Here is a 13354-nt window from a genome sequence, read left to right on the forward strand (position 1 = left end):
GGCTGGTGGGCTAGAGCTGCTCGGCCAACTGCTCGATCTGTTCCTGGCGCTCGGCCTGGCTCAAGCGCGGATTGGGATTAAGCGAGGACCACTGCGGATACGCCCGCGCCTTGCCCAACGCCTCGGGCAGCTTGCCCTCGCGCCAAGTCTTGTCCTGGGGTGTGGCGATGCGGATGCTGTCCATCGCCGCATGGCCGCGCTGGTTGATCGCTTGCAGCAATTGCCGTTGGCGCAAGGCCAGCAGGCGCAGCACGCCGTCGTCCACGGTCAGTTCACGCTGGCCCTTGAGCTTGCCCATCAACCGGTTGCCATAACTGCGGGCTGTTTGCAGCGCACCGCCAGCAATCGCCCCGGCCAGGGCGGCCGCGCCAAGGGTCAGCCCGCCCACCAGCAAATCCACGCCTGCACCAGCCGCTGCACCCGCCGCGATCCCGCCGCCGACGCGTACACCGAGTTGCTTGAGGGTATCGGGATTGAACAAGTCGTCGCCCCAGCGGCCATCCAGCAGCGGCAAGTCGCCAGTCGCGGCGTCCTCGGGGCGGAAGGCGTAGAGCTTGAGCAGGGCTTCGACGCAGCGCTGCTCGCGCTGGCGAACGGCGTCGCGCAATTGGCTGATGGCTTGGTGCTCCAGATCGGCATCGCTGGCAACGCTGCGTCGGCAGGCGGCGCAGTCGATCAGCAGTTCGGCGATCAGGCGCTTTGCACTCTGCTGGCGCGCCTGGCGCTGGGCCTGTTGATCGGCGATCAGGCGTTCCAGTTGTTCGCGCGCGCTTTCCAGCAGCAGTGCCAGGCTTTCATACAGGCGCCGTTCGCCATCTTCCGGTGGGGCGACGCTGTCGAAGCGCACCAACGCATGCAGCCCCAATCGCGCCAGGGCTTCGCGCCACTCAGGCTCGCGATGCTGGGCGCTGCTGACGAAGTTGAGCACTGGCAGCAACGGTTTGCCGCAACTGGCGAGGACTTCCAATTCATCACGGTACTTGGCCAGCACGGGCTCGCGGGCATCGATGACATACAGCCCGGCATCGCTGGCGAGCAATTGCCGCAGCACCTTGGCTTCCTGTTCGAAGCGTTGCCGAGCCTCGCTGCCGTCGAGGAAGCGTGCAAGCCGCGCCGGGCCGTCCAGGCGCTCACCGGGACGTTCGAGACGTTCGAGGTAATCGAGCAGGGCGATGGCGTCTTCCAGCCCCGGTGTGTCGTACAGTTCCAACAGCGCCTGGCCATCCACCGACAGGCGAGCGCCTTCAACATGACGGGTGGTGCTCGGGCGGTGGGAGACTTCGCCGAAGCCGACGTCGCGGGTCAAGGTGCGCAGCAAGGAGGTCTTGCCGACATTGGTGTGGCCGACCACCGCGAGCTTCAGAGGTTTGAAGGATTCAGTCATGGCCGGTCTCCAGCCAGTTCATCGGGGCGCAGTCGGCAAACGGCAGTTGCAGCTGTTGCAGCGCGTTATGCCAGTCTCCCAGGCGCTCGCCGTCCAGCGCTTCGCCGGGCGGCGCCTGCAGCAGCCAGACACGGGTGGCGCTGGCGCTGCGGGCCAGCTCGGCAATCAACGCGAGGCTGCCACGGTCTGGCGAGCGCCGTGGATCACAGGCAATCGCCAGGCGCGCGGGAGGAAAGCGTGACAGTTGTTCCAGGAGTTTGTGGCGAGACTCGCGGCTGTCGAGGATGCCGGCGTTTTTAACGGAATCGGGCAGCTTCGGCGGCCAGGGCCGTTCGTCCAACTCGATCGCCACGAGCAACGCGCCGTCACTTTCCATTGCGCCGATGGTGCTGTCGATTCGGTGCAGTTGCGCGGGCGCGGCATCGTTGACCCCCAGGCGTTCGCTGCTGGGCATCAACCGCTCGCGCAACTGCGCGTAGCCAGGCAGGTTCAAGTCCAGGCGAAGGCTGGCGCGGCCACGACGCCAACGCCACAGGCACAGCAGCGCCAGGCATAGACGTGGCAGTACGCCGTAGACCAGCAGGACGCCGACCAACCAGCCGGCCCAGGCCTGGCGGGCGCTCTCGATATTCAACGCGGCGTCGCCGCTGGCGCGGATCATCTCGACGGTCGGCACGCTGAAGCCCAGCAGGGCCGGCAGTGCGCCAAGGGCCTGGGTCATGGCGACAAAGGTCTCGCCACCGAGAATCGTGGTCTCCCAGACGAAGCCATAGCGCCGGGTCGCCATCAGCAGCAAGACGATGACCAACGCGCTGAGCATCGCCAACAGCCATAAACCATTGACCAGCACACCGAGTACCCAGCGGTTGAGCCGGTGCCGTTGCAGCAACAGCAACAGGGCTGGCGCCAGTTGGGCGGCCTTGGCATCGCGGGCCAGTTTTTCGCTGAGCCACAGCCAAAGGCGTCCCAGCGTGGCGCCTTGTCCCCCGGCGAATATCAAGCCCAGGGCCCAGCCGATAAGCAGAATCAGATTCAGCCCCAACAGACTGCCCAAGGCCCAGAAGACATTGACCGGCGCACGCCCATCGCCGAGCGCGGCAAACCCCAGGCCGGCGCCGCTGATGATGGCGAGCACCGCCAATACCACCAGTGCCAGGCGCGCCCCTTGCAGCCAATGGCGCAGGGCTTGGGTAAGGCCATCGCGGTCGGCCAGCCAGCGGGCGCGGTGGCGGATGCGGGTGGTTAAATCGCCTCCTGCCGCGCGGGCCAGGCGATTGGCTTCCTGGTCCTCGAGCGGGCCGGCGTGTTCTTCACGCAGGCGTATCGTCTCGGTCAGCCAGAGGTTCTGCAGTTCTGTCACGGGGGCTTCCGTTGCTCGAATGAGCAAAGAGCATAACCGCTGTGGCGCCGGTCCGGGCCTCTGGTATCCTCGCGGTCATGAAAAAAACACTTCCCTTAAGCCTGATCGCAGCCCTCGGTGAAAACCGTGTGATCGGCATCGACAACAGCATGCCCTGGCACTTGCCGGGGGATTTCAAATACTTCAAGGCCACCACCCTGGGCAAGCCGATCATCATGGGGCGCAAGACCTGGGACTCCCTGGGTCGGCCGTTGCCGGGTCGCTTGAACATCGTGGTCAGCCGCCAGCCGGACCTGGTTTTGGATGGCGCGGAGGTTTATTCCACGCTTGAAGCGGCGGTGGAGCGGGCCGAAGCCTGGGCGTTGGAACAGGGGGTGGACGAGCTGATGCTGATCGGCGGGGCCCAGCTCTATGCGCAGGCGCTGGACCAGGCTGATCGGCTGTACCTGACCCGTGTGGCGCTGAGCCCGGAAGGGGATGCGTGGTTCCCGGCGTTTGATTCGAGCCTATGGACGCTGGTGTCGAACCAGCCGAATCCGGCTGAAGGGGACAGGCCGGCCTACAGTTTCGAAGTCTGGGAAAAGCGCTAAAAGCATCGCGAGCAAGCTCGCTCCCACATTGGATTTTTGGCGAACATGAAATTTGTGTTCAGTGCTGATCCCTGTGGGAGCGAGCTTGTTCGCGAAGGCAATCTATCTGGCACCGCCGAATCAAGCGTGCACCAACTCCCCATGCTCCTCGGCATCCAGCAGCGCCTTGTCAGTCTGCTGCATCACCTGGCTGGTGATCGCCCCCGCGGTGATCGAGCCGCTGACGTTCAACGCGGTGCGGCCCATGTCGATCAGCGGCTCCACAGAGATCAGCAGCGCCACCAGTGAAACCGGCAAGCCCATGGCCGGAAGCACGATCAGCGCGGCAAATGTCGCGCCGCCACCGACACCGGCCACGCCCGCCGAACTCAAGGTCACGATGGCGACCAGCGTTGCGATCCACACGGGGTCCAGCGGGTTGATGCCCACTGTCGGCGCGACCATCACCGCCAACATCGCTGGATAGAGCCCGGCGCAACCGTTCTGGCCGATGGTGGCGCCGAACGAGGCGCTGAAGCTGGCGATCGCACGGGGAATGCCGAGGCGGCTGGTCTGGGCTTCGATGCTCAACGGGATGGTTGCAGCGCTCGAGCGGCTGGTGAAGGCGAACGTCAGCACCGGCCAGATCTTGCGGAAGAAGCGCAACGGATTGATCCCGGCCGCCGATACAAGCAGGCCATGGACCACGAACATCAAGCCCAGCCCCAGGTACGACACCACCACGAAACTGCCGAGCTTGATGATGTCCTGCAGGTTGGAGCCGGCGACTACCTTGGTCATCAATGCCAATACGCCGTACGGCGTCAGTTTCATCACCAGGCGCACCAGGCGCGTCACCCAGCCTTGCAAGGTGTCGATGGCATTGATCACTTTCTGGCCTTTCTCGGCGTCATCCTTGAGCAACTGCAACGCCGCGACACCCAGGAACGCGGCGAAAATCACCACGCTGATAATCGACGTCGGCTTCGCTCGTGCCAGGTCGGCAAACGGGTTCTGCGGAATGAACGAAAGCAGCAGTTGCGGGATATTCAGGTCGGCGACCTTGCCGGCGTAGTCGCTCTGGATCACTTGCAGGCGCGCCAGTTCCTGGGTACCGGCCACCAGGCCCTCGGCGGTCAGGCCGAACAGGTTGGTCAGGCCGATGCCGATCAGTGCCGCGATGGCGGTGGTGAACAGCAGCGTGCCGATGGTCAGGAAGCTGATCTTGCCCAGGGACGAGGCGTTATGCAGTCGTGCCACGGCGCTGAGGATCGAGGCGAAGACCAGCGGGATCACGATCATTTGCAGCAACTGCACGTAGCCATTGCCGACCAGGTCGAACCAACCGATCGAGGCCTTGAGCACCGGGTTGCCTGCGCCGTAAATCGTATGCAGGGCGATGCCGAACACCACGCCCAGCACCAGCGCCAGCAATACCTTTTTTGCCAGGCTCCAGGTGCCGTGGCGGGTTTGCGCCAGGCCGAACAGCAGCCCGATGAACACCAACAGATTGAGTATCAGCGGCACATTCATGAAATAGCTCCGATAAGACTTTGCCAGCCGCCAAGCGCCGCGACTGTGAGCCGGAAAGCCTAACAGTCTGAAATCTAAAGAATTAATACTAAAAAAGAATGTTTACTGTCGCTTTTGGAATAAGCCGCTGGCGCCCAGGGACATGCCGCTGCCGTTATCGAGACGCAAGCGGTCGCCCACAGGCGAGATCTGTCACAGGCATTTGTTAGCGTCGAACTCTTATCAAATGGGAGTAATGCCGATGAAGCTCGTACCTCACTTGCTCGCTGTCGCTTTAGGCCTGAGCCTCGCCGGCCAAGCGCTCGCCACCGATCTCAAGCACTGGCCAGCGGAACAGGCCAAGGCCTTGGAGGCCATGATTGCGGCCAATGCCAACAAGGGTAACTACGCGGTGTTCGACATGGACAACACCAGTTACCGCTATGACCTCGAAGAGTCGTTGTTGCCATTCATGGAGAACAAGGGGCTCATTACTCGGGAAAAACTCGATCCGTCCTTGAAGTTGATGCCGTTCAAGGACACGGCGGATCACAAGGAAAGCCTGTTCAGCTATTACTATCGCCTGTGCGAAGTGGACGACATGGTCTGCTACCCGTGGGTGGCCCAGGTATTCTCCGGGTTCACGCTCGAGGAATTGAAGGGGTATGTCGACGAATTGATGGCTTCCGGCAAGCCGGTGCCGACCACCTATTACGATGGCGACAAGGTAGTCCAATACAACGTCAACCCACCGAAAGTCTTCACCGGCCAGGCCGAGCTGTACAACAAGCTGATGGAAAACGGCATCGAGGTCTATGTCATGACCGCCGCTTCCGAAGAACTGGTGCGCATGGTCGCCTCGGACCCGAAGTACGGCTACAACCTCAAGCCACAGAACGTGATCGGCGTGACCACGCTGCTCAAGGACCGCAAGACCGGTGAACTGACCACGGCACGCAAGCAGATCACTGCCGGCAAGTATGACGAAAAGGCCAACCTGGGCTTGGAATACACGCCCTATCTATGGACCCCGGCAACCTGGATGGCTGGCAAGCATGCCGCGATCCTGACCTACATCGACGAATGGAAAAAACCGGTTCTGGTGGCTGGCGATACGCCGAGCAGCGACGGCTACATGCTGTTCCACGATGTGGACGTGGCCAAGGGCGGCATTCACCTGTGGGTCAACCGCAAGGACAAGTACATGACCCAGATCAACGGCATGATGGCCAAGCACGCGGCTGCCCAAGCCAAGGAAGGACTGCCGGTGACGGCGGACAAGAACTGGGTGATCGTCAAGCCGGAAGATATCCAGTAGACCCTGTCCCCACAGTAATACCAAGGACCCCTGTGGCGAGGGAGCTCGCTGCGCAGCAGCCCCAAGGTCGTCAGCTCATACATTGAGGTGAGGGGCGAATTTTGGGGCCGCTTCGCGACCCAGCGGGAGCAAGCTCCCTCGCCACGAAGATCACTTGACTCAACGGGCCGAGCTGAAGCCCAAAAAAATGCCCCGCACTTGGCGGGGCATTTTTGTTTGCGGCTCGGGGCGCTTACAACCCGTCCAGCATCGCCTTGTTGCGCACCGCGCCCTTGTCGGCGCTGGTGGCGAGCAGGGCGTAGGCCTTCAGGGCCGTGGTGACTTTGCGCGGACGCACTTCCACCGGCTTCCAGCCTTTCTTGTCCTGTTCGATGCGGCGCTCGGCCAGTTCCTCGTCGCTGATCAGCAGGTTGATCGAGCGGTTTGGAATGTCGATCAGGACCTTGTCGCCATCGCGCACCAGGCCGATGGCACCGCCAGCCGCCGCTTCTGGCGAGGCGTGGCCGATGGACAAGCCTGAAGTGCCGCCGGAGAAACGACCGTCGGTCAGCAGGGCGCAGGCTTTGCCCAGTCCCTTGGACTTCAGGTAGGAAGTTGGGTAGAGCATTTCCTGCATGCCCGGACCGCCCTTCGGACCTTCATAGCGGATGATCACGATATCGCCGGCCTTCACTTCATCGGCCAAGATGCCGCGTACGGCGCTGTCCTGGCTTTCGAAGATCTTGGCGTTGCCTTCGAATACGTGGATCGACTCGTCGACGCCGGCGGTTTTCACCACGCAGCCATCCAGGGCGATGTTGCCGTACAGCACGGCCAGGCCGCCTTCCTTGGAGTACGCGTGCTCGACACTGCGGATACAGCCGTTTTCACGGTCGTCGTCCAGGGTTTCCCAGCGGGTCGACTGGCTGAACGCGGTTTGCGTCGGGATACCCGCCGGGCCGGCCTTGAAGAAGTGATGCACGGCCTCGTCGGTGGTCTGGGTGATGTCCCACTTGGCGATGGCCTCGGCCATGCTCTTGCTGTGCACGGTCGGCAGATCGGTGTGCAGCAGGCCGCCACGGGCCAGGGAGCCGAGGATGCTGAAGATCCCGCCGGCACGGTGCACGTCTTCCATGTGGTACTTCTGGATGTTCGGCGCGACCTTGCACAGTTGTGGTACGTGACGGGACAGGCGGTCGATGTCACGCAGGTCGAAATCGATCTCGGCTTCCTGGGCAGCGGCCAGCAAGTGCAGGATCGTGTTAGTGGAACCGCCCATGGCGATGTCCAGGGTCATGGCGTTTTCGAACGCCTTGAAGTTGGCGATGTTGCGTGGCAACACCGACTCGTCGTTTTCGCCGTAGTAGCGCTTGCACAGCTCGACGATGGTCCGGCCAGCCTGCAGGAACAATTGTTCGCGATCGCTGTGGGTGGCGAGGGTCGAACCGTTGCCCGGCAGGGCCAGGCCCAGGGCTTCGGTCAGGCAGTTCATCGAGTTGGCGGTGAACATGCCGGAGCACGAGCCGCAGGTCGGGCAGGCGCTGCGCTCGTACTCGGCGACCTTCTCGTCAGAGGCGCTGGAGTCGGCGGCGATCACCATGGCATCGACCAGGTCCAGGCCGTGGCTGGCGAGCTTGGTCTTGCCGGCTTCCATCGGGCCGCCGGAGACGAAGATCACCGGGATGTTCAGGCGCAGGGCGGCCATGAGCATGCCGGGGGTGATCTTGTCGCAGTTGGAAATGCACACGATGGCGTCGGCGCAGTGGGCGTTGACCATGTATTCGACGGAGTCGGCGATGATCTCGCGGCTCGGCAGCGAATAGAGCATGCCGTCGTGGCCCATGGCGATGCCGTCGTCCACGGCAATGGTGTTGAATTCCTTGGCAACGCCGCCGACGCGCTCGATTTCACGGGCAACCAGTTGGCCGAGGTCCTTGAGGTGGACGTGGCCCGGTACGAACTGGGTGAAGGAGTTGGCAATGGCGATGATCGGCTTCTTGAAGTCGTCATCCTTCATCCCCGTGGCGCGCCACAAAGCACGGGCGCCGGCCATGTTGCGGCCATGGGTGGATGTTTTCGAGCGGTAATCAGGCATGGAGCACTCCGGGCGGCTAATCAAAGTATCAAAGGGGAAGTGAGCTTCTGTTGACCTCTGGAACACTCGGGATTGGCGGTGTGTCCGGAAGTGGCCGATGACTTTGCAGGATCGCTGCGCGCCTCGGCATGAGCTCATAAACCCGCCGGGGATGAATGGCGATGAATGCCACGATTCTACACCGCTGGCGCCAGGATGAAATGACGCAAAGCGCTGAACCGAGGCCAATGTCGCGCTCGGGATGACGACTGGCACGGTTCAGCCGGGCAACAAGCCCTTGCCACGCTGCCGGACCAGGGCATTGAGTACCAGCCCCAGCAGGCTGAGCAGGATCAGGCAGAGGGCCAGGGCCAGCTGTAAGTCCAGCGGGGTGAGGCTGATCACGGCACTGGTTATCCCGCCGACAATAAAGATCAGTACGCTACCGGCCGAGGCGGACGTGCCAGCCTGCGCCGGAAATATCGTCATGGCTTGGTTGTTGGCTGCCGCCCTGGCAATGGTCGTTCCGGCGGTGCAAACGATCATGGGCGCTAACAGAGTAGTGATCGACAAGCCTAGGTAATTGGCGAGCCCCAGCATCAGGAGGCCTGCGGCAAGGATCAGGCCCAGCCCCGTGACGATTTGCGCCTGTGGATCGACTCGATTGCTCAGCACGGACGCCACCGCGCCCCCACCGATATAGGCCAGCCCATAGCCCAGCAGTACCAGCGAAAAAGCCTCGGGTGATAAGTGCAACTGGTCGATCAGCACCAGGGGGGAAATGACGATGAACGAAAAATGGCAGGAAAAAGCCAGCGCCGAGGTTAACCAATAAGCGATGAAACTGAAGTCACCGAAGACCTTTCGATAGGATGCGATGATATTGAAACGCCTGGATTGACTGCCGGACGGGGAGCGTTCAAGCAAATGACAGGCGCTTGCGAATACGCCAATTGCCAGGGCAATGAACACCAGGAAGCTGCCGCGCCAGCCCATCCAGCTTTGCAGCCCGGTGCCAGCCAGGGGCGAAACGGAAATAAAAATCCCGCCGCAGGTGACCAGCAAGACTCGCAATCGCTGCTGTTCCTGTCCGGTGAACAGGTCTTGGATCAGCGCTTGGGACAGCACGAAACAACCGCACCCCAAGGCCTGGACGACACGGAAGAAGAGAAAGGACCAGTAACTGTCGGCGAGTACGCAACCTGTTGCTCCACCCGCTGAAATGGTGATCCCGATCAACAGCAGGTTTTTTCGTCCCATAACGTCGGAAAGCGGACCGATCAGCAGTTGCGAAAGGGCGATGCCCACCGCGAACAGGCTGACAGACAGGGCGATATCGGATGATGGGCTCTGAAAGTGTTCGGACAGTGCAGGGAACGAGGGCAGCACCACATCTATCGGAAACACGCCAAGCAAGGTCAGCGTCAGTAGCAAACCGACGGCAGCAGGTTTGCGGGTCTGCATAAGGATCTTGGTGTCAGCCATCGATAAACCCCGCTTGAGAAAAAAGCTGTCGGTTGTGTTCGTTGTCGAAGAAGCGCGCCTTCTTCATGGCTGCGAACGTCGATACCGTGCCGGAGCGAAGCCGTTGTATATGGGCGTCTGGTTGCAAGAGATCTGCGATGATCAGTCGGGATGACTGCTCGTCGAAGCCTACGCTGGCAAGGCTACTCATTAGCCAGGACGCGTCTGGTTCGAAATAAAGCCCTATGATCTCCAGTAACATCCTTGCGGCCTGATCGCGCTGTGGTGGGGCCAGGACGGCCCACAGAAACTGGAACACTTCGCTAAAGTAGCGACTGTGGCGTGCTTCGTCCTCAAGATGATTCCTGAGCATTCGGTACACCGTGGAAACCAAGCTTTCGCGGGTGATGGCCAGCAGCTCTTTGGCGATTATTGTTTCAGAGACGAATCCCATCAGGAACCATGCCAGGGGACGATGCTTCGAATGGATTTTATCGATCATGCCCAGCAGCCGTTCAATGCGTCTCGGCGTTTGACGATCACCGATGCCATACATGGCGGCGACCTGCTCGGCTACTTCATTGGAGAACAGCGCGTGATAGCCTTCATCGGTATAGAGCTGCAGCGCGGCAGTTTTCATCATGTTCGGAATCGTCACGTCAAGTTCGCCATGAACGATGGTCTCCACGGAACGGTTGACGACCCGGTGTTCCAGCAACGTGGTGTAGTCTAAGAAATACACTAGGTGATTAGCCTCAAGACGCTGGACGATGGAACGTCCAGCTGCCTTGATCAGCGGGTGTTCGATATAGGGGACGAAGGCCGGCGGGAACCAGTCCCTGACCCACAACTGTTGCTCCAGATCCTCGGGAAGGCGGTAGTCGTCCTTGCGCACGCGCACCGCTGCCTTGTTGTCCCAGTCGCCTAGGGTGTAGCAAGGCGTTTGCGTAAAGGTTGAGCCAGTCATGGGGTAATGTCCTGAGTATTGGCCAATGCCCTCAGTGCTTCGCAATGCACTTGCCCGTCGCCCCGGCCACAACCGACAAAAAACAATGGTTGCTCGGGACTTTCTTTAAGGCCCAGCAGTTGTTCCACCTTGCAATCAGTTAGCGCTCCGGTCAGCCACGTATCGAGTCCAAGACCGGTCGCGACCATCAGGAATACCTGAGACACGTGTCCCACTTCGATGAAAGCCATCCGATAGGTGCGGGAGTGTTCGTATTTCCACCAGAGTTTGTCGAATCGGGAGGTGAGGAATAGCCCGAATGGCAGCGCATTGATGAAATGTTGTCCGCTTAACAACAGGCCCAAAGGTTCAGCCGGTAGCGGGCCGATCAGACTCAAGGCATGTTTATCCGGGTAATAAGCGTAGACACCGGCTTTCAACCCCTCGACGTTGCGCACGTAAAGGTAGCCATCGCAGGCATTCAAACCTCCACCAGAGGGACTGCTGCGTCGCGCGCCCAAGGCTTCCGGCTGGTCAGCTCCGGGAACGAAAGGTCGTTCGTTCAGGTAACCTAGCGTCAGATAAAGCAGGGTGCTGACCTGCTTTAGCGAAATGGACTCTTCGCTGAATGAGCGAGACGTGCGGCGGTCGACAAGCGTCTGCGCCAGAGAAACGTCCTGAAGGTCCTCCCACGAGCAGGGCGAAAGGAAAATAAGCTTGCTCAAGTCCGGTTTTATCTTGGCCGGAGGTGCTGGCGACTCGAGGACTTCGTTGCAATGTTCCAGATAAAGCTTTGCCCATTCGGTCACGTTTTGAGGAACAGTTTCGCAAGGAATATTTTTTGTGCCGATATGGAATATCTTAGACAATGAATCCCATTTCCAATCTAAAGGTTTTTTGGGCTCTGCTATAAGTATCCCAGCTTCTAATAGATCGATATCAATGGGATTGTGCTTGTCGAATAAAGTTGGGTCGCTAGTGAGTTGAGCTAGACGTGTAGAATAGTCGAGTTCGAGTTCATGCTGGGTGTGGTTTTCATAGTTCCAGACAATCTGGCATGGCGGGTGCGCAAGTATAAAGAGGCTCGGATTTATATGCATCGATTTTGACCCCGCAGTGGCTCATAAGTTGAATGGGGCTGAGTTGCCGGCACTCCTCGGCCCCACTTATTACTTACTTAGCGGCTTTTGGAATGATCAGGCTCGCCAGGTTTGCAATTTTATTAGCTTCTAGATGGATTGTTTTCATTGTTAAACTCCTTTGCTTTGTTGATGTGTTTTTTTGTATGGATTGTCACTTGCGTCGTGACAGGTTGATCATAGTTATTAGTGAGACATTGGCAAATAAATTTTGAGTAGGAAAATTCTAATAATGTCGTGGGGAGCTTCTTACAGAAACTTCAATGCAGTACTTTCCAGACGCGCAAAAAAATCGCAGCCAAGGCCGCGATCAGTATGCAATTCGAATGTGCGGGGCACAGCGCTGCGGCACTGGCCCCGCCCGGCCTCAGCTGTTAGGCAACAACCGGCAAGTGATGCTCTTGATGTAGCGGGTTTCGGCGATTGCCGGGTGCACCGGATGGTCTGGTCCCTGGCCGCCGCGTTCGAGCAGTTGGATGTTGCGGTCCAGGTGACGGGCGCTGGTCAGCAAGATGTTCTGCAGGTCGTCTTCGGGCAGGTGCATCGAGCACGAGGCGCTGACCAGGATGCCGTCCTTGGTGAGCAGGCGCATGGCTTGCTCGTTCAGGCGGCGGTAGGCGCCTTCGCCGTTCTTCATGTCTTTCTTGCGTTTGATGAAGGCCGGTGGGTCGGCCACGATCACATCGAAGCGTTCTTCGCTGGCTTTCAGTTCCTTGAGGGCTTCGAACACGTCGCCTTCGATGCAGGTCATTTTTTCGGCGACACCATTCAGTGCGGCGTTGCGCTCGACACCGTCGAGGGCGAAGGCCGAAGCATCGACGCAAAATACTTCACTGGCGCCGAACGCCGCGGCCTGCACGCCCCAGCCGCCGATGTAGCTGTACAGGTCCAGTACGCGTTTGCCTTTGACGTACGGCGCCAGGCGTGCGCGGTTCATGCGGTGGTCGTAGAACCAGCCGGTTTTTTGGCCTTGGATGACTGGCGCTTCGAATTTTACGCCGTTCTCCTCGAGGGCAACCCACTCCGGCACCAGGCCGAACACGGTCTCGACGTAGCGTTCCAGGCCTTCGGCGTCACGAGCGGCGGAGTCGTTCTTGAACAGGATGCCGCTGGGCTTGAGCACTTGGGTCAGCGCGGCGATCACGTCGTCTTTATGGGCTTCCATGGTGGCGGAGGCGATCTGCACCACCAGGATATCGCCGAAACGGTCGACCACCAGGCCCGGCAGAAGATCGGAGTCACCGTAGACCAGGCGATAGAAAGGCTTGTCGAACAGCCGCTCGCGCAAGGACAACGCCACGTTGAGGCGATGCACCAGCAGGGACTTGTCCAGTGGCAGCTTCGCATCGCGGGACAGCAGGCGCGCGCAGATCAGGTTGTTGGGGCTCATCGCGACGATGCCCAGCGGCTTGCCACCCGCGGCCTCGAGGATTGCCTGGTCGCCGGCCTTGAAGCCGTGCAACGGGGTGGCGGCTACATCGATTTCGTTACTGTAGACCCACAAGTGGCCGGCGCGCAGGCGACGGTCGGCGTTGGCTTTGAGGCGCAGGCTAGGCAGGGACATGACGTCGCTCCGGAAAAAAGAGCGGGAGTATACCGTGTTGCAACC

Annotated in this window: 10 protein-coding genes; 2 read left to right on the top strand and 8 right to left on the bottom strand. The window is 60.4% G+C overall.

What is annotated here, in order from left to right; all coding sequences use genetic code 11:
- Window positions 1-10: 10 nt before the first annotated feature.
- Window positions 11-1384 carry a GTPase/DUF3482 domain-containing protein gene (locus AB4N42_RS04875; protein ID WP_460115925.1) on the bottom strand — a complete coding sequence of 458 codons (1374 nt, stop codon included), beginning with the start codon at window positions 1382-1384 and terminating at the stop codon, window positions 11-13.
- Complete coding sequence (locus tag AB4N42_RS04880) at window positions 1377-2744, bottom strand: DUF2868 domain-containing protein (RefSeq protein ID WP_460115926.1); 1368 nt, start codon at window positions 2742-2744, stop codon at window positions 1377-1379. The genes AB4N42_RS04875 and AB4N42_RS04880 overlap by 8 nt, the downstream gene beginning before the upstream one ends.
- 77 nt (window positions 2745-2821) lie before the next feature.
- Between AB4N42_RS04880 and AB4N42_RS04885 the strand changes: the two genes are divergently transcribed.
- Window positions 2822-3334 carry a dihydrofolate reductase gene (locus tag AB4N42_RS04885; protein WP_217860567.1) on the top strand — a complete coding sequence of 171 codons (513 nt, stop codon included), beginning with the start codon at window positions 2822-2824 and terminating at the stop codon, window positions 3332-3334.
- A 120-nt stretch (window positions 3335-3454) separates the two neighbouring features.
- Here the strand turns inward: AB4N42_RS04885 and AB4N42_RS04890 are convergent, their stop codons facing one another.
- Window positions 3455-4846, bottom strand: coding sequence for an L-cystine transporter (locus AB4N42_RS04890; protein ID WP_030138380.1), 1392 nt, complete (start codon window positions 4844-4846; stop codon window positions 3455-3457).
- Between the two features lie 241 nt (window positions 4847-5087).
- Between AB4N42_RS04890 and AB4N42_RS04895 the strand changes: the two genes are divergently transcribed.
- Window positions 5088-6143, top strand: a complete 1056-nt coding sequence (locus tag AB4N42_RS04895) for an HAD family hydrolase (protein ID WP_030138379.1) — start codon at window positions 5088-5090, stop codon at window positions 6141-6143.
- A 232-nt stretch (window positions 6144-6375) separates the two neighbouring features.
- Here the strand turns inward: AB4N42_RS04895 and ilvD are convergent, their stop codons facing one another.
- From ilvD to AB4N42_RS04920, 5 genes are all read right to left on the bottom strand, one after another.
- Window positions 6376-8217, bottom strand: coding sequence for a dihydroxy-acid dehydratase (gene ilvD, locus AB4N42_RS04900; protein ID WP_323155191.1), 1842 nt, complete (start codon window positions 8215-8217; stop codon window positions 6376-6378).
- Between the two features lie 258 nt (window positions 8218-8475).
- Window positions 8476-9681 carry an MFS transporter gene (locus tag AB4N42_RS04905; protein ID WP_217860565.1) on the bottom strand — a complete coding sequence of 402 codons (1206 nt, stop codon included), beginning with the start codon at window positions 9679-9681 and terminating at the stop codon, window positions 8476-8478.
- A complete protein-coding gene (locus tag AB4N42_RS04910; protein WP_198796894.1) occupies window positions 9674-10627 on the bottom strand; it encodes a diiron oxygenase in 954 nt (317 codons plus the stop codon). The genes AB4N42_RS04905 and AB4N42_RS04910 overlap by 8 nt, the downstream gene beginning before the upstream one ends.
- Window positions 10624-11706: a SagB/ThcOx family dehydrogenase gene (locus AB4N42_RS04915; protein ID WP_217860564.1), complete on the bottom strand. Its 1083-nt coding sequence runs from the start codon at window positions 11704-11706 to the stop codon at window positions 10624-10626. The genes AB4N42_RS04910 and AB4N42_RS04915 overlap by 4 nt, the downstream gene beginning before the upstream one ends.
- 406 nt (window positions 11707-12112) lie before the next feature.
- The gene (locus AB4N42_RS04920) at window positions 12113-13309 is read right to left on the bottom strand and encodes a class I SAM-dependent rRNA methyltransferase (protein ID WP_030138377.1); all 1197 of its coding nucleotides are present in this window, start codon (window positions 13307-13309) and stop codon (window positions 12113-12115) included.
- Between the last annotated feature and the right edge of the window lie 45 nt (window positions 13310-13354).

It is taken from the genome of Pseudomonas sp. H2_D02, assembly GCF_054677635.1.